General features: G+C 46.0%; 16 protein-coding genes and 1 pseudogene. 8 read left to right on the forward strand and 9 right to left on the reverse strand.

From position 1 onward, the window contains the following. Positions 1-222 precede the first annotated feature (222 nt). The 4 genes from A6049_RS12345 to A6049_RS12360 all read left to right on the forward strand — a co-directional run bounded on the left by A6049_RS12345 (position 223) and on the right by A6049_RS12360 (position 3,463). Positions 223-1,410, forward strand: coding sequence for an adenosylhomocysteinase (locus A6049_RS12345; protein ID WP_095206066.1), 1,188 nt, complete (start codon positions 223-225; stop codon positions 1,408-1,410). Between the two features lie 40 nt (positions 1,411-1,450). Then, a complete protein-coding gene (locus A6049_RS12350) occupies positions 1,451-2,443 on the forward strand; it encodes a Gfo/Idh/MocA family protein (RefSeq protein ID WP_063564910.1) in 993 nt (330 codons plus the stop codon). 57 nt (positions 2,444-2,500) lie between these two features. After that, positions 2,501-2,896, forward strand: a complete 396-nt coding sequence (locus A6049_RS12355; RefSeq protein WP_063564911.1) for a DoxX family protein — start codon at positions 2,501-2,503, stop codon at positions 2,894-2,896. A gap of 207 nt (positions 2,897-3,103) precedes the next feature. After that, the gene (locus A6049_RS12360) at positions 3,104-3,463 is read left to right on the forward strand and encodes a winged helix-turn-helix transcriptional regulator (protein WP_063564912.1); all 360 of its coding nucleotides are present in this window, start codon (positions 3,104-3,106) and stop codon (positions 3,461-3,463) included. A 77-nt stretch (positions 3,464-3,540) separates the two neighbouring features. On the opposite strand, the gene A6049_RS12365 is transcribed toward A6049_RS12360, so the two are convergent. From A6049_RS12365 to A6049_RS12385, 5 genes are all read right to left on the reverse strand, one after another. Beyond that, the gene (locus tag A6049_RS12365; RefSeq protein ID WP_063564913.1) at positions 3,541-5,157 is read right to left on the reverse strand and encodes a sensor domain-containing diguanylate cyclase; all 1,617 of its coding nucleotides are present in this window, start codon (positions 5,155-5,157) and stop codon (positions 3,541-3,543) included. 180 nt (positions 5,158-5,337) lie between these two features. Beyond that, on the reverse strand, positions 5,338-6,087 hold the full coding sequence (locus tag A6049_RS12370; protein ID WP_063564914.1) for a spermidine synthase: 750 nt from the start codon (positions 6,085-6,087) through the stop codon (positions 5,338-5,340). Positions 6,088-6,190: 103 nt separating this feature from the next. Beyond that, positions 6,191-7,093, reverse strand: a complete 903-nt coding sequence (locus tag A6049_RS12375) for a LysR family transcriptional regulator (RefSeq protein ID WP_053783582.1) — start codon at positions 7,091-7,093, stop codon at positions 6,191-6,193. Between the two features lie 142 nt (positions 7,094-7,235). After that, positions 7,236-7,973 (reverse strand): SDR family oxidoreductase, encoded by a 738-nt coding sequence (locus A6049_RS12380; protein ID WP_063564915.1) that lies wholly within the window; start codon positions 7,971-7,973, stop codon positions 7,236-7,238. Between the two features lie 26 nt (positions 7,974-7,999). Further along, positions 8,000-8,275, reverse strand: coding sequence for an Atu4866 domain-containing protein (locus A6049_RS12385; RefSeq protein ID WP_063564916.1), 276 nt, complete (start codon positions 8,273-8,275; stop codon positions 8,000-8,002). Between the two features lie 165 nt (positions 8,276-8,440). Between A6049_RS12385 and A6049_RS12390 the strand changes: the two genes are divergently transcribed. Next, positions 8,441-9,373, forward strand: a complete 933-nt coding sequence (locus tag A6049_RS12390; protein WP_095206067.1) for an AraC family transcriptional regulator — start codon at positions 8,441-8,443, stop codon at positions 9,371-9,373. 61 nt (positions 9,374-9,434) lie between these two features. Here A6049_RS12390 and A6049_RS12395 read toward each other — a convergent pair whose 3' ends face one another. Further along, a complete protein-coding gene (locus A6049_RS12395) occupies positions 9,435-9,872 on the reverse strand; it encodes a MerR family transcriptional regulator (protein WP_063564917.1) in 438 nt (145 codons plus the stop codon). Positions 9,873-10,077: 205 nt separating this feature from the next. Between A6049_RS12395 and A6049_RS12400 the strand changes: the two genes are divergently transcribed. After that, positions 10,078-10,962: an SDR family NAD(P)-dependent oxidoreductase gene (locus tag A6049_RS12400; protein WP_063564918.1), complete on the forward strand. Its 885-nt coding sequence runs from the start codon at positions 10,078-10,080 to the stop codon at positions 10,960-10,962. 97 nt (positions 10,963-11,059) lie between these two features. On the opposite strand, the gene A6049_RS12405 is transcribed toward A6049_RS12400, so the two are convergent. After that, the gene (locus A6049_RS12405; protein WP_095206068.1) at positions 11,060-12,454 is read right to left on the reverse strand and encodes a DUF1254 domain-containing protein; all 1,395 of its coding nucleotides are present in this window, start codon (positions 12,452-12,454) and stop codon (positions 11,060-11,062) included. A 159-nt stretch (positions 12,455-12,613) separates the two neighbouring features. Here A6049_RS12405 and A6049_RS12410 point away from each other — a divergent pair, with 159 nt between their 5' ends. Then, positions 12,614-13,777, forward strand: a complete 1,164-nt coding sequence (locus A6049_RS12410; protein WP_063564919.1) for an oxalate decarboxylase family bicupin — start codon at positions 12,614-12,616, stop codon at positions 13,775-13,777. A 28-nt stretch (positions 13,778-13,805) separates the two neighbouring features. Then, a complete protein-coding gene (locus A6049_RS12415; RefSeq protein ID WP_063564920.1) occupies positions 13,806-14,945 on the forward strand; it encodes a zinc-dependent alcohol dehydrogenase in 1,140 nt (379 codons plus the stop codon). A 106-nt stretch (positions 14,946-15,051) separates the two neighbouring features. Here the strand turns inward: A6049_RS12415 and A6049_RS12420 are convergent, their stop codons facing one another. Together A6049_RS12420 and A6049_RS34030 are read right to left on the reverse strand one after the other, a co-directional pair. Next, positions 15,052-15,837, reverse strand: a complete 786-nt coding sequence (locus A6049_RS12420) for a class I SAM-dependent methyltransferase (RefSeq protein ID WP_063564921.1) — start codon at positions 15,835-15,837, stop codon at positions 15,052-15,054. 197 nt (positions 15,838-16,034) lie between these two features. Beyond that, positions 16,035-16,406 (reverse strand): annotated as a pseudogene (locus tag A6049_RS34030) (PTS fructose transporter subunit IIC); the annotation flags it as partial.

Here is a 16,406-nt window from a genome sequence, read left to right on the forward strand (position 1 = left end):
TTCTCATCATGGATGAAAAGTACTCCGGTCAAGCAATTGCTTGTTTTACCGTAATTAAGAGTATACATGCTCTGTAATAAGTTTGCAATACCTTTTTTCCAAGCTGCAATGAATAGGACATATGTCCTTTTTTAACCCCATCAAACTCCCTATCGTAGACATTAAGCAGATCAAGTGTCCTGTTGGACACGCTATACCTTGCATAGAAAAGGGGAGTTTTGCATGACGATCAAGAACACAACACATGAACGTATTGAAGAAGGAAAACGCAGCATTCACTGGACGGAAATGCATATGCCCCTGCTCGGGGAATTGAAATCCCATTTTGCCAAAGAGCTGCCTTTTGCTGGTTTAACCATCGGTATATGTATTCATGTAGAACCTAAAACAGCTGTATTATGCCGCACACTCCAAGCAGGTGGAGCCAACGTTGTATTGAGTGGCAGCCCGGGTACAACCAAAGACGCCGTCGCAGCAGCTCTGCAAGAAGAAGGCATCACGGTATATGGTCAACGTGCGGACAGGCGCAATGAGCACCTGCAAAATATCCAAAGTGTACTTGGTCACCAACCCCATCTCCTCATGGATAATGGAGCTGATCTGGCGCGTACCTTCATTCAACAGTATGATACTAACTCTCTTATTGGTGGTACGGAGGAGACAACGACCGGGGCCAATCTTCTGCGTGAAGAGACGGATGAGAACATTCCTTTCCCCATCATTGTTATTAATGATAGTCCACTCAAACGAATCATGGAAAATGAACATGGTGTCGGACAGACCATTATTGAAGGTTTCATGCGTACTACAAACCTGATTCTGCCTACACGTCGTTTCGTCATCGTAGGTTATGGAACCTGTGGACGAGGCATCGCCAGATATTTGCGGAATCTGGGCAGTCAGGTCGTCGTTGTTGAAACCGATCCGATTGCCGGTCTGGAAGCGGCGCTGGATGGGTTCAGAGTGGCACGATTGGAGGATACATTTGCATTTGCCCAAGTGTACATTACTGTCACTGGCCGTCCTAACGCCATTCTGAAGGAACATTTTAATCAAATGAATGATGGAACGATCCTCGCCAATGCCGGACATTTTTCTTGGGAGATGGATCTGGAAAGTCTCCGTCAGGAGGCGGAGCATACGGAACAACTGACAGCGGATATCGAACAATTTACATTAACCAACGGACGTCGACTCATGCTACTTACTCAAGGCGAGATGCTGAACCTGGCTGGTGGCAGCGGCAACCCTGCCGAAACGATGGATCTAGGCTTGTCCCTGCAAGCCGCCTCCCTCCTATATCTTGTACAGCAACGCCAACATCTCACCCTCGGACCACAGCCGGTTCCTCATAGCGTTAACAACACCATTGCCGGACAGATGCTGAAGCATTTAAGCTACAAAATCTAATCATTAAAAATGGTGATATGAATTTAAAGGAGAGGTCCGTATGAGAAAAGCCAAACTTTGTTTTATCGGTGCAGGATTCCATGCATCCACGAATATATATCCATCTGCTGTTGAAGCAGGAGCAGACATTCAGGCCATCGCCACCCGCAGTATTGAACGGTCCGAGGCGGCTCTCCTTCGTTTTGGGAGCAGAGGGAAAGCCTATGACAATACTCAGCTGATGCTGCAGAATGAAGACTGTGACGGCGTCGTTGTTGTGGCGCAACCAGAGGATCAGACAGCACTTGCCCTTGAATGCATCCGGGCTGGCAAAAATGTATACGTGGATAAACCCCTCGGATGGAACGCTGCCGAAGCTGCTGCTGTGGCTGAAGCTGCCCAAAAGGCCGGTGTGGTTGTTATGGTTGGATTCATGAAACGATATGCGCCGGTCTACATGAAACTCAAGGAACTGATTGATGGTGGATCATTGGGGAGAGCACGTTCTTTCCAAATGAAATTTGCTGTAGATAGCACACCATTCTGCAAGGATGAGGAACAATTCATGAAGCTCGCTGCCATTCATATGGTCGATCTGATGCGTTTTCTGTTCGGGGAAGCCGTACAGGTCACAGGCACAACGGTTAAGGACGGAGAACATATTAACCAGGGCATTTCCCTGAAATTTGATCATGGTGTGGTGGGCAGTGCCTACTTTGTTGGCATGAGTGCATGGTCACGCGAAAGCGAAAGTGTACTAGTCACCTTTGACGACGGATTTGCGTTAGCAGATGAGATTAATACACTTACGGTTCATCAATCTCGTACAGGGGATAACCTTCCCTGGAAATCCCTTGAGGAGCAGGATACTGTTTTCACTCCCTCCGGCTCTCCTATGTCAGGCGCTTATCGCGACCTCTACTTACGAGGATTTGTAGGGGAGATGGCTCATTTTATGGAATGCTGTCAGAACAAATCTGATCCACATTCCAGTGGTAAGGATAATATTGAAACCATGGCGTTATGTGATACCATTCTGGCGTCGCTGATCTGACATTCATACGATATAAGACCAATCATTTTATACAACTAGAGAAGAGGAAAGAAGCACATGTTAGACGCCGGATTACTTATCATTCGACTTGTTATTGGTTTCATTATGATGGGTCATGCATGCAAGAAACTGTTTGGCTGGTTTGGTGGAGAAGGCATATCAGGAACAGCCGAATTTTTCGGGGCGATTGGTCTGAGGCCCGCAAGAGTTATGGCTGTCTGTGGAGGCCTTATTGAGTTGATCGGCGGATTCCTGTTTGGAGCAGGTCTGTGGACTGGTTTTGCTGTCATTTTGCTCATCATCCCTATGGTTGTTGCCATAGCAAAAGTTCATGCAGGTAAAGGACTTTGGAATCTGAACGGAGGATTCGAGTACAATCTGGTTATGCTCGGATCACTGATCGGTGTTGCACTTGCGGGTGCAGGAGCTTACTCCCTGGACACTTTATTCTAATCAAGCCTTTCATTCCTGAGAACCTCGGTGTTTCGTGATACGAAACCGGGGTTCTTTGTTGTTTTATCTTCATGCAGATGTATGGGATGGGGTTTATAATCCAAGGGAGAAGTGATATGCTCATAGATGAGTGATATGTACATTTATGTGCTGTAGTACTAAAATTGATACTATAAATAACCACCACGAACTGGAGGTGCAATTATAATGAGAAAAAACCCGGCCGATGGGTGCCCCTCGCCTTATGGCTGTTCCGTCGAAGTCACGCTGAGCGTCATTGGAGGCAAATGGAAAGGTGCGATTCTATATCACCTATTCTCCGGCTCGTTAAGATTCAACGAGATTAGAAAGTTATTCCCTGATATTACTCAGCGGATGTTAACTCTCCAATTAAGAGAGCTGGAAAGCAGCGGAATTGTTCACAGGGAAATCTATCCTCAGGTTCCACCCAAAGTGGAATATTCGCTTACACCGTTTGGAGAAACGCTCCAGCCGATTATTTACAGCATGCGAGACTGGGGAGAACAGTATACAAATGAAGTCCAGGCCAGATCACAAGATGTCTAAACAAAAGACAAAAGAAGCTATCCCTCTCTTCGATGGGATTAGCTTCTTTTGATTTCGAAATGAAAGATGAGTAAACCTTATTTTATGACCGTTTGAATGGTAATGGTCCGATTACGTCCCTCTTCCTTGGCTTGATATAACGCATTATCCGCCAAATGGAACAACTCTGTCGCCGTTGTGGAATGCAGTGGATATTCGGCAATGCCTGCCGAAATCGTCACAGAACGATCAATGGGCAATATACTTTGTTCCACCGATACACGGATATGCTCGGCAATCTGATACGCTGTTTTGGAATCCGTATGTCGCAATAACACAACAAACTCCTCCCCGCCAAACCGGGAACATATATCCTGCGTCCGAACTGACAGTTTAATGATATTCGCGATATGCTTCAGAACCTGATCCCCCGCATGATGCCCATACGTATCGTTTATGGATTTGAAGCGATCAATATCCAGTACCACAATGGAGAACGGAACTTCTTCATCAATCCACTGCTGAATGACTTCTTCAAATGTTCTACGATTGGTCATTCCGGTTAATACATCCGTTCTGGCATCATAAGTAAGTTGATCCTTCTGCTTGCGAAAATTCGCCAATGCAGTCAGCACGGTTCGTGTTAACAAATCCGCTTCCCTGTTCCAATGCGGCTTCATTACAGGCAGATCTACTTTACCCTGATCCACCTGGTTAACCAGGTCTGCAAGATAAACAAATGGACTGGCCAGCTTGCGCGCTACACGAATAACGATAAGTGTCAGAATGATAAACGGAATTGAAGTGTACAGCAGCAACATGCGAATATGTTGATTCAGCTGATCGTATACCATCTGGGTTGGAGATACAACGACAACTCCCCAATCTGTTGTCGGGACCTTATAATAACCTGCGAGTGAATCTACACCCGCCAGATTCTTATATTGTTCTTTGCCCGTCTGGTCGTTAAGCAATTTCTGCACCACTTGATTTTTGCTTAGATTTTCACCGATTCTTTCCGTATCCGGGTGAAACAACAACGTCCCGTTGGCATCCACAATATAAAAATAAGAGCCATTACTGGTCCTCAGTTGGCTGCCAAATGACAGATTCAAAATGTTATTTTCCTGTAGATAGATGCTCCCACTAATTAAACCTTTGAATTCACCTGATGGACTGAAGATCGGTTCACTCACAAAAACGACTCTGCGTTCCGAATAAGGCGCACGATACGCTTCGGATATATAGGAAGACCTCGATTTAAACGCATTTTTCGCTGCATTAGAAGTTATAGGCTGTCCGAGGCTTTTTTCCAAATAAGGAGATGAACCCCGGATTATTCCCGATTCATCTATCAGAGAAACCGAATTGAAATAATTACTGCTGTTTCGAATCAAATCCAGTGTGGGATCTAGTTTTTTGGCGTCTGCATAGTCTATATCCGGAAAATAGTTGGCTGAATACTTCAAACTGCCCTGCATGGATTGAAACAACGAGTCCAGTGTTTGGCTCATCTGCACGGCACTTGAATAATTAAGTGAGAGCGTATTATCAATCAGCGATTGCTTCTGGGATGTATAAGACGAAATAAACATAATGGTCAATGTCATCAAAACGGCAATGGTGACCAATCCACTCAACAGAGCGGTAAGGCTGATTTTTTTGATCTCCCTTACTTTTCTTCTTAATCTGGATGTTTTATTCTTTGCGATCATTATTGCTTCCCCCGGTTTTTCATGAAAAGGCATATTCCTTCTATCTTATATGAAAGTTGTTAAGAAGAAATAAATAGTTTGTGAAGTTCGAATAATTACATAGTAAGATTGACGATTTAATGACAATTGATAACATGATATGACACTTTTCTTCGAAATCATCTTTAACTGTATTTGAGATTAAGATTCATTTGAATCCACAATAACATATCCCTCACCAGGCTGCTGTTCTACAAACCCAGCCATATGACGCGTTTGAAATGAAATCGGTCCGTCACAACCGACCAAAATACGATTTTGGACTTCATCCGTTGTTTCAGCTGGCAATGCAAATGAGCGCGTATAAGCGAAGTGTTCCTGTAACGTGGTATGAATCGCATTCACCAGTCTGTCATTGCCCGCACGCCCAAATACATTCAGCAATACGATACCACCAGAATGCAATTTGTCTTTTAGCATCGTGAAAAATGAGCTTGAAGTAAACTGTGCAGGTGTTCCCGCAGCCGTAAAAGCATCTACAATAATATAATGGTATGAGCCTGATGCCTCCTGCTCCAATAGTTCACGACCGTCACCAACCAGCACATGATCTCCACGATATCCAAAGAAAGTTCTGCTGAGCTCAATGACTTCCGCATCGAGTTCAGCGACTTTTAGTTGACGGTTAGACAAGTAGCTTGATAGGGTTCCGATGCCGTGTCCAATTATAAAAACCGATTCATAATCGGGATTATTTCGTTCCATCAGGTGAACCATCGCCCTTGGATACTCCAGCACCATTCGGGATGGCTCGTCCAGATCCATTGCCCCCTGAACTGCTGCATTGGAGAATTCTAGCACACGAAATCGGCCCTTATCTCCATAAAGCTTGGATGTATCATATATCGTCAACTCATGCTGTTCACTCTTATTTCGGTATAAAACACGCACTGACCGTTCTCCCTTCGTACTTTTACGCAATGATTATAAGTATAAGTGTGTTTCTAAAAAAAAACCGACTCCGCTGGAACGGAAACGGTTTTCCCATGACCATTTAGGATTGAATCGCCTCATGCAGAGCCTGGACATACTCCACGCCCAGATTGGAAAGCGAAGCATTCTTATGGCTGATCCAGCCAACATTAATGGTCTCTTCACACTCCAGCGGGACGGGGATAATCTCATTCCCATTCAGGTCGGCACTAAGCACACCTGTTGAGATGGTGTATCCGTTCAAACCGATCAGCAGATTAAACAGCGTGGCTCGGTCGTTAACCTGTATGCTTTTGGGATGAGAAAGCGTGCTTAGGATCTCCTCTGAAAAATGGAAGGAGTTATACTCCCCCTGGTCAAAGGACAGGTAAGGATAATCCTGAAGCTGTTCAATCGCAACCGATTCCTGCTTCGCCAGCGGATTTTGCACACTGATAAAAATATGCGGCTTGGCAACAAACAGACTGTTGAACACCAGCCCCGCATCCTTAAGCAATTTGTTAATTACCTTGGAATTGAATTCATTCAGATATAGTATGCCAATTTCGCTGCGCAGGCTTTTTACATCCTGGATAATCTCATACGTTTTCGTTTCCCGCAGAGCCAGTTCATATTCATCCTGTCCATACTGCTGCACCAGCTTCACGAAGGCATTTACTGCAAACGCATAGTGCTGTGTGGAGACGGAAAAATGTTGCGGAGACGGCTTCGCGTTCAAATAACGATTCTCCAGTAATTCCGCCTGCTCCACTACCTGGCGTGCATAACTTAGAAATTCCACGCCTTCTTTGGACAAGGTTATCCCTTTATTCGTGCGTTCAAAAATGGTAATCCGCAGCTCCTGCTCCAGATCCCGGATGGCATTCGACAGGCTGGGCTGGGAAATAAACAGCCGCTTGGCGGCTTCATTCATCGAGCCACGCGTGGCGACTTCAATCACATATTTTAGCTGTTGCAGCGTCAATGTATTATTCCCCTCTCTCTGGTGCGTTACTTGATCATACTATACCATATTGCAACCCAGACGAGCTCTCTTTCAGGGTATAAAAAGACGCCCCCAACCCGTACATATGGTTGTGGACATCTTTAGTGTCTTACTGCGAGATTTAAGCCATGCTTGCTGTGGGTCTCACCACGATTTCATTCACATCCACCACAGCCGGCTGGTTGATCGCGTACAGAATACTCTGAGCAATAGCCGTGGCCGGAATGGATATGCGTCGATAATCTTTCATAAGCTCGCGTGCTTCATCATCAGAGATGGATTCGGCAAGTTCGGATTCAGTCACACCTGGCGATACAAGGGTCACGCGGACATCTGCGCCTACCTCCTGGCGCAGACCCTCCGAGATCGCACGGACTGCGTATTTGGTTGCACAATATACCGCGGCTGTTGGTGTCACGGCATAAGCTCCGATGGAGGCGATATTAATAAACTGGCCGGAACCCTGTTCTTTCATAACAGGCAGCCCAACTGCAATGCCGTGTAGAACACCGCGAATGTTAACATCAATCATACGATTCCACTCGTCCACTTTTAGTGCTTCAAGGGGTGATAGCGGCATGACTCCCGCATTATTAACAATCACATCCAAACGTCCATAACGATTGAGCGCAAGCTCTACGATCGTTTGCATTTCTTCAAGCTGTGTAACATCAAGTGTATGATATTCTACTGAACCACCTTCCGAGCGAATGGAGGACGCCAGCGCCTCTAGACGTTCCACTCGTCTTGCACCAATGACAACATGTGCTCCCTGCTCTGCTATCAGACGCGCCGTTGCCTCCCCAATTCCGCTGCTTGCACCAGTGATCACAACAACTTTCCCTTTTATATTAGACATGTTGATTTCTCTCCCTATTAGGTAATTTATTGTGCATTTTCTCTGTACAAAATCATGCCCGCATGATAAAGCACGCCGTCCTTAAAGTCTCCATCTGCGGTAAAGCCAGTATCATCGACATATTCAATATGGTCTCCATCGACTACATATCGTCCTTGATATGCACTTTGCCTATTTCCCCGTGCTTCATCATAGCGACCGTCAGGGAGAAGCTCATGCCTGATGTACCCATCCTTCGTCACCCACATCCCAACATATGGGTGCTTCACTTCTTGTCTATCTCCTGATCTATTGCCTACCATATTTCCACGACACTCCTTTCTATTGCTAACAGATTCAATTTCTTGCCTTCATTATGTAAGGAATCAGTCTCTATCCGATAGAAGAATCCCACAGTATTCTTGCCTATTCCTCCAGCACATTCTAAAATAGTTAAACGAGTAAGAGGAAAGGAGGGCCAGCAATCCATGCTTTCAAAAATGGAACAGGATACATCTATTATTCAGCAGCAGCAGGAATTGGCTCGCTTAATCAGCCATTTCACCCACGAAGACGGGATTCATCTAACAGCAATTCCTTCGCTTGCTTTGATTCGTGCTTCCCATGTTTCAGAGCCCATTCATGCCGTACACGAACCCGCCCTGTGTATTGTGGCCCAAGGGTCCAAACTGGTTATTCTCGGACAAGAGAGCTACACCTATGACTCTTCACAGTATTTGGTTGCTTCCATAAACTTGCCTATTTCAGGGCGAGTTGTACAGGCTACGACAGAACATCCCTATCTCTGTCTGCGACTTGATTTTGATTCAGGTCAGATTTTTGATCTTATTCAGGATTCTCCCTCTACACAGACCAAACCTGACAATTCAACACGTCGTGGGTTGTTTGTAAGTTCAACCAAACCTCCGCTTCTGGAAGCTGTAATCCGATTGGTCAGGTTACTGGATACACCTGAAGACATTCCCGTACTTGCACCGCTTATGATCCGCGAGGTTCTATATCGCCTGATTCAGGATGAACATGGACATTCCATCAGGCAGTTTGCAGTCCAGAACAGTCACGCACAGCACATCGCTCAAGTCATTGATTTGATTCATTCAGAATACGCCCATCCGCTACGAATCGAGCAATTGGCTTCCATGATCAACATGAGTACATCCTCATTGCATTATCATTTCAAAGCCATTACCGCCATGAGCCCACTACAATATCAAAAACAGATTCGATTGCAGGAGGCACGGCGAATGCTGCTTGCAGGTTCAACCGATGCAGCCGATGCTGCATTCCAGGTTGGGTACGAGAGTCCTTCCCAATTCAGTCGGGAGTACGCTCGCATGTATGGTCTTCCTCCCAAAAGTGATATCAAGCGCCTTCGCCATACACTCCATATCGACTGCTAAATATAAGCCAAAAAACCACGTCATAATGACGTGGTTTTTTTGTTCCGCTGGCTAGCAGCGCTCAGGAGAAGATGTTCTTCTTTTCAAATACAGACATCTGATTCTCCCCGGTAATCGGGCACTCATCCGGAAACATGCTACGCTTCTCCATCTTCTCATCGATAAAATCAACGATCTGCTGCAAGGATACAATCTGGGCTTCAATCTTTTTCCGATGGTTCAGCAGCATTTCACGCTCATCCGGGAAATCTTCAAGGTCCGAATCCATCGACATCTGTAGATAAGGCTTCATCTCCTCCAGAGACATGCCTGTTTTTTTCAAACAAGTAATAAGCTTCATTGTCTGGATGTCCTCCGGACGGTATACCCGATGGCGATTGGCCTTGCGTTCAGCCCGGGGAAGAAGTCCAATCTTCTCATAATAACGAATGGTGTCTTCCGATAGCCCGGCCTGTTCTGACGTCTCTTTAATGGAGAACACTTCAGTATCATTCATCATAGTCGACCTCCTCCGCCTTCATTGATATCTATCTTACAACTTGGAGTCAGCTCCAAGTCAAGGTTGTTATGCGTTTATAGATACCGCATCCAAAAAATTAAAATATAAACCAACAGCACGCTTGACTTGGAGTCGACTCCAAATTGTAGAATGAGCGCATTAGACAGATTGGCCCTGTCACACCATTCACTCAGGAGGTATTTATATGAATTCAAACCATACACGTCGTACAGCCCTAATTACAGGATCAACTTCGGGAATCGGTCTTGAACTGACCCGCACCTTGTTAGCGGAAGGCTGGCAAGTTATCGGCCTTAACCGTTCCGCTTTTCCGAAGGAAGACAGTGACATTCAGGACGGATTGCGCTCCGGTCAGCTCCGTTGGGTTCAAGCTAATCTTACTCAGTACGATAATCTGAGAAAAGCACTGAATCAAATTAAATCCGAAACGGATACCATCGATGTGTTGTTCAATAATGCCGGGGGCAGCGGTTACGATCTTCGTTTGTCCGATCAGGGACATGAAATGCACTTTGAATTACAGACCGTGGTGCCGTACATCATTTACATGGAACTACAGGATCTTCTTCACAAAAGCACCTTGAAAACCGTTATTAATACATCCACCAGTGCGTTCAATATGGTTAAACAGTTTAACCTGGACATCCTGGAACATCCAGCCGAGTTCAAAAAACTGTTCGGTCCTTATGCGACTTCAAAGCTCGCACTGTCTTTATGGACACGCGAAGCTGCTTCTACCCCTGCGGCTAAAGGAATTCGGTTACTCAGTGTGGACCCCGGGGGCAACAATACACTCAGAGGTAATAAAACATCTGGACTGCCCTTTTATATCAAACCAATCATGAAGCTGTTCTTCCCACATCCAAGTCACGGAGCTTCTCTGCTTTATAACGCTGCCATTGCGCAAACCAAACTTACATCCGGTACGTTCCTGATGAAAAACAAACCCACTAATCTCCGGTTTACGGAGCAAGGCCCAGCCATTCTGAACAGAGTGCATGAAATTTATGAGCATGAATTTTTGCAGCTTGACTCCAAGACCGATCCCGTAAGCAAAAAAAGTGTCTGAGCTTTCTTCAAAAAGACGTGACCGAGCGTATCGGTCACGTCTTTTTGTTGTTCCTTTGGATTCATTTTACTCCTTACATGTATGCTATCCAGGCTTCCTATTGTATCCGAGCGACCGGAGGTACTTCATATTCCCCTTCCAGCATGGATGGTTTCGGAGCAAACATCCTCAGCACCAAATTGAAGTCTCCTGGTGGTGCAGGAAGCCAATTCGATTCCTTCCCTTCAGGAGCAGACTGCTGAATATAAAGGTCCAGTGAACCATCAGGATTGTACAGCAAACCTTTCGTCAAATCTCCAATCGAATATCTGCCAATGGCATTATCGACCAGATAAAAATCGGAGTCATACAGGGTGAGAGACCAAAATCCGGTCACCTGCGGAAGATCATTCTTGTTAAAATGCAACACATAACGTTGCTTGCCATGCAGCTTTTCCCCATTTTGATCTACAAATGCACGTGCATATAGCTCTTCCTCCGGGACATTGGCGCCCAAACCGGAATATGCAACGACAGCTCGCAGCAGAAATTGGGTACCATAGGTTCCAATATCATGGCCGATATACCATCCATTGGCGGTCGGAATCGACTTGACTGAATTTGCAATAATACGTTGCGCATCCTTTGCGGCACGCAACAGTCCGGCTTTCGTGGCAGCATTCAGATCAGCTGATTCAAATCCCTTGGCAGGATCAATGCCGATTAGCTTGAACTGATCCAGCAGAACTGCATCACAGGCGGGCGGAGGATTTTGCCGAATCTGTTCCGTCATGATTTTATAGAAAGCAAACGGGTCGTTCTTCATGGAAGACATCTGATTCGAAGACGAACCGTCTGTTATACCACTGGAAGGATTACTGGTTGGCGTTGACAGGGTGAATTGTTTCTCGAAAGCAACTGCACGGTTCAGATCCTCTTTACCATTCACTTGCACACGTCCGAGCAGCCAAACGATTGGCGTTGGGGCATGGATGGACGCTTTGTTGATATCACTGCTTCTACCCGGTCCAACGATGGTGAACTGCCCTGCCTTGTTTTCTGTCGTACGATTGGACACATTCCTGAACGTATTGGTATACGCATCAATCATTTGGACGGTGTAATAACGGTCATCCTTATTAGCCGGAACGTTCAGGACCACCGGACCTTTGGAGAGATCCAGCCAGGCGCTAAAATAAAGCGTATTGCTATTAGGAGTTACAATATCGTGATATTGCTGAGAAGCCAGCATGCTGGAGTAATAAAACTGATTGAGTGGAGCCCTTGTTTTCAGAGCCATCTGTCTCGTTTGTTCCATAACTACCAGCGGATAGCCATATATGTAAGCCTGAACCCCAAGCGAATAAGCCAACTGTTCCTGTGAAGAAGCTACATTGTCTTTCCTTATGTCATCCGGACTGGCCAGAACCTCCAGTGGCATCGCAGCGATTGAAGAAGCGACAGTCCCAACAATGAAACAGATGTAAAGCAATAACCTGAAACGTTTACGCATTCCTCTCACCACCTATCGTGAATTTTCACGTTATTTTCCACTTCGCCAACGCAGATTATTCCCGTCCCTCATAATTGCCAGGCTCTGGTTCATAATCTTCACTATACCGACATCTGTCATGGATGAAGTGACGAAGTGATGAACTGGAGGAATCTGCATATGAAAAATGAAAACAACAACAATGGCAAGCCATTAATTATACCGCAGCCGATACGAAAAGACGGTGCCGGAGGTCCGGATCTGGGGCCTCGGGATGTGATGAGAGATCTACAAAATCCGGATATGCTGGTACCTCCGGTAACCGACAACGGCTTATTACCCAACCTGAGAATGTCTTTTTCCGATACACATATGCAGTTGAACCATGGCGGCTGGTCCCGCGAAATTACGGTACGGGATTTGCCCATCGCTACGACACTAGCTGGTGTGAATATGAGCCTTACACCTGGAGGTGTACGGGAGTTGCACTGGCATCAGCAATCGGAATGGGCGTATATGATCTGGGGTACGGCACGAATTACGTCCGTGGATCAGCAAGGTCGTAATTTTATTGCAGATGTGGGGGCGGGAGATCTGTGGTTTTTCCCAAAAGGTCTGCCCCATTCCATTCAGGGCTTGGCCGATGGATGTGAGTTTTTGCTTGTATTTGATGATGGGTCCTTCTCCGATCTGAATACATTATCCATCTCTGATTGGTTTGCGCATACGCCACCGGAAGTGTTGTCCGTCAATTTTGGCATACCCGAATCCGCGTTCCAATCCATGCCAACAGAACAGGTTTACATTTTTCAGGATCAGGTCCCTGGTTCCCTCTCAAGCCAGGAAGTGCAGTCCCCCTATGGCACGGTTCCGCTCTCCTTCAAACATCGGCTGTTAGCCCAGAAACCGATCGTTACACCGGGAGGCAGTGTGCGCATTGTGGACTCCACCAACTTTCCGATCTCAACAACCGTTGCCGCAGCACTCGTGGAAATCAAGCCTGGAGGTATGCGCGAACTTCACTGGCATCCCAATGCGGATGAATGGCAATACTATTTGACCGGGCAAGGAAGAATGACGGTTTTTGGAGGGAATGGCCTTGCACGCACATTCGACTATCGGGCTGGAGATGTTGGATACGTTCCTGTAGCCATGGGGCATTATATTCAGAATACGGGCACCGATACGTTATGGTTTTTGGAGATGTTTAGAAGTGACCGCTTTGAGGATATCTCCCTGAATCAATGGATGGCATTAACCCCGGAAGAGCTAGTGCATGACAACCTGAACGCTTCCCCCGAACTGCTCCATTCATTGCGTAAAGAAAAGTGGCCTGTTGTTTAATAGGAATACATCTAGGAGGAATATGAAGATGAAAGCTGTTACTTTTCAAGGAACCAAGGATATTCAAGTAAAAGAGGTGGAAGATCCTCGATTGCAGCAAAAGGATGACATCATCGTGCGTATTACTTCTACAGCCATATGTGGGTCAGATCTTCATATATATCAGGGAGCTCTGCCAGCCCAGAAGGATTATGTCATCGGCCATGAGCCGATGGGCATTGTTGAGGAAGTGGGACCTGAAGTGACGCGAGTAAAAAAAGGAGATCGTGTGGTGTTGCCTTTTAACATCTCCTGCGGCGAATGCTTTTATTGCAATCACGACATGGAGAGCCAGTGCGATAACTCAAACCGCAATCCGGAGGTTCATACCGGAGGTTATTTTGGCTTCACGGAACGATACGGAAATTATCCGGGCGGTCAGGCTGAATTTTTGCGTGTTCCTTATGGGAATTTCATACCTTTTGTGATTCCCGAATCATGTGAGCTCGAGGATGAAGCCCTGTTATTCCTGTCCGATGTGCTCCCTACTGCGTACTGGAGTGTTGAGAACGCTGGGGTGAAGCCGGGAGACACTGTAACTGTGCTTGGCAGCGGGCCCATTGGCCTGATGGCACAAAAATTCGCCTGGATGAAAGGTGCCAAGCGAGTCATTGCTGTGGATCGTCTTCCGTATCGACTGGACAAAGCCAAACGAATGAATAATTCCGAAGTATTTAATTTTGAAGATTACGATGATATGGGTGAACATATTCGCGAAATAACCCAAGGCGGAGCGGATGTTGTCATCGACTGTGTAGGCATGGATGGCAAGAAATCCACTTTGGAGGAAATTGGACAGAAGCTGAAAATTCAAGGCGGTACATTAAGTGCAATTGAGATCGGTATCAAGGCTGTGCGCAAATTCGGGACGATGCAACTGACGGGTGTTTATGGCTCGACCTATAACATGTTCCCCCTAGGCAATCTGTTTGAACGAAACATCAACCTGAGAATGGGACAAGCCCCTGTTATTCACTATATGCCGGAGCTTTTCCGCAAAATCACGGCTGGCGAATTCGACCCTACCGAGATCATCTCTCACCGCATTGCGCTGGAGAATGCGAAGGAAGCTTACCGGATTTTCTACGAACACGAAGACGAGTGTACCAAAGTTATACTGAAACCTTGATTATGTGACGACGATCTAAAAAGGCAGATGTCCCTTATGCGGGCCCTCTGCCTTTTTTGATTTTGCTTTTGCCCACTTAAACGAATTAATTAATGATGGCGAAACCTTATTTTCCTTTTACCGCCTGAATATATACACTCTCTCCTTTGAAGCTGACGAGTCTGCCAGGCTGTGCCACTTCAAAATTGAAATACTTCTTAATTACAGATGGCGCGCTCAACATGCTTGCTTCAAGCTCTCTACTTTCCGGCTCCGGAAGTCCAGCCCTGTTGCACCAGTCTTCAAATATAAAGTGTTTCTCAAAGGAAACCATCGTTTCCATTCGAAATCCGGCAAGCTCCAACATCCGTATCCATTCCGTCTTACGCCATGCCCGAACATGACTTCCATCACGCCACTTCTCGATTTCATTGTAAAATTGGTCATTCTCATCATGTTCAGGTGCCACATTATCAATTAATAACAGTCTGCCACCAGGTTTCATTACTCGAAGCGCCTCTGATACAAAGGAAGGTACGTCTGGAAAATGGTGTGCAGCAATGCGACAGGTCACAAGGTCAAAGAAATCATCCTCGAAAGGGACGTGTTCAGCATCTCCTGCAACAAAATCCACATTCTGGTGCCCATTTCCCCGGATAAAATGTTCAGCCACTTGTAACATCTCATCCGTTAAATCCAATGCGATAACCTGCTCCACAAGCGGAGCTAATGCATTGGCAACATGTCCTCCGCCAGTGGCAATATCCAGCACCTTCATATCCAAGCTTGCTTGAGATGAAGCCACAAGCAATGCCAGATCATCCCCTTTGGCATGACCGGCACTAGTCACATATTTCTCCGCATTTTTCGCAAATTGTTTGCGTACCTGTCCTTTAATCTGATCATTAGACATGCTGTTCCCTCCTTATAGTTTCATTAGATGAAACGTTGTTTCATTAATTAGATAATATTTATCTTATCACAGAATGACCTGCAGCGAAATAAAAAAGCATCTCCCCAGTGAATTTCACTGAGGAGATGCCATCTTATTTTAAATAATCTATGAGATAGAGATTGTTTATAACTTTTAGGGAAACTTTACCCTTTGACTTATTTCACAACGGTCGGCGATTTTTTCCACAGTCCGAGAATCAGACCGGAGATTACTGCACCGATTGCTACAGCAAGCAGGAAGAGTAATGCGTGATTCGCCAGTGCCGCAACGAAGATTCCGCCATGCGGAGCAGGTACGTTAATGCTCCACAGTTGAGTCAATCCACCTGCAACAGCAGAACCGAGAATACAGGATGTCAGAACACGTAGCGGGTCAGCCGCAGCAAATGGAATGGCACCTTCTGTGATGAAGGAAAATCCGAGCACGTAATTCGTCAAACCTGATTTGCGTTCTTGCTCCGTAAATTTGGATTTGAAGAACGTTGTAGCGAGTGCAATCGCCAGTGGCGGTACCATACCGCCCGCCAT

This window comes from Paenibacillus sp. O199, assembly GCF_001636635.1.
GTDB classification, from domain to species: Bacteria; Bacillota; Bacilli; order Paenibacillales; family Paenibacillaceae; genus Paenibacillus; species Paenibacillus marchantiae.

Excerpts from the sequence above, each read along its gene's own strand:
- A6049_RS12345 (WP_095206066.1), top strand. The coding sequence starts at position 223 with ATGACGATCAAGAACACAACACATGAACGTATTGAAGAAGGAAAACGC.
- A6049_RS12350 (WP_063564910.1), top strand. The coding sequence starts at position 1,451 with ATGAGAAAAGCCAAACTTTGTTTTATCGGTGCAGGATTCCATGCATCC.
- A6049_RS12355 (WP_063564911.1), top strand. The coding sequence starts at position 2,501 with ATGTTAGACGCCGGATTACTTATCATTCGACTTGTTATTGGTTTCATT.
- A6049_RS12360 (WP_063564912.1), top strand. The coding sequence starts at position 3,104 with ATGAGAAAAAACCCGGCCGATGGGTGCCCCTCGCCTTATGGCTGTTCC.
- A6049_RS12365 (WP_063564913.1), bottom strand. The coding sequence starts at position 5,157 with ATGATCGCAAAGAATAAAACATCCAGATTAAGAAGAAAAGTAAGGGAG.
- A6049_RS12380 (WP_063564915.1), bottom strand. The coding sequence starts at position 7,973 with ATGTCTAATATAAAAGGGAAAGTTGTTGTGATCACTGGTGCAAGCAGC.
- A6049_RS12385 (WP_063564916.1), bottom strand. The coding sequence starts at position 8,275 with ATGGTAGGCAATAGATCAGGAGATAGACAAGAAGTGAAGCACCCATAT.
- A6049_RS12390 (WP_095206067.1), top strand. The coding sequence starts at position 8,441 with ATGCTTTCAAAAATGGAACAGGATACATCTATTATTCAGCAGCAGCAG.
- A6049_RS12395 (WP_063564917.1), bottom strand. The coding sequence starts at position 9,872 with ATGATGAATGATACTGAAGTGTTCTCCATTAAAGAGACGTCAGAACAG.
- A6049_RS12400 (WP_063564918.1), top strand. The coding sequence starts at position 10,078 with ATGAATTCAAACCATACACGTCGTACAGCCCTAATTACAGGATCAACT.
- A6049_RS12405 (WP_095206068.1), bottom strand. The coding sequence starts at position 12,454 with ATGCGTAAACGTTTCAGGTTATTGCTTTACATCTGTTTCATTGTTGGG.
- A6049_RS12410 (WP_063564919.1), top strand. The coding sequence starts at position 12,614 with ATGAAAAATGAAAACAACAACAATGGCAAGCCATTAATTATACCGCAG.
- A6049_RS12415 (WP_063564920.1), top strand. The coding sequence starts at position 13,806 with ATGAAAGCTGTTACTTTTCAAGGAACCAAGGATATTCAAGTAAAAGAG.
- A6049_RS12420 (WP_063564921.1), bottom strand. The coding sequence starts at position 15,837 with ATGTCTAATGATCAGATTAAAGGACAGGTACGCAAACAATTTGCGAAA.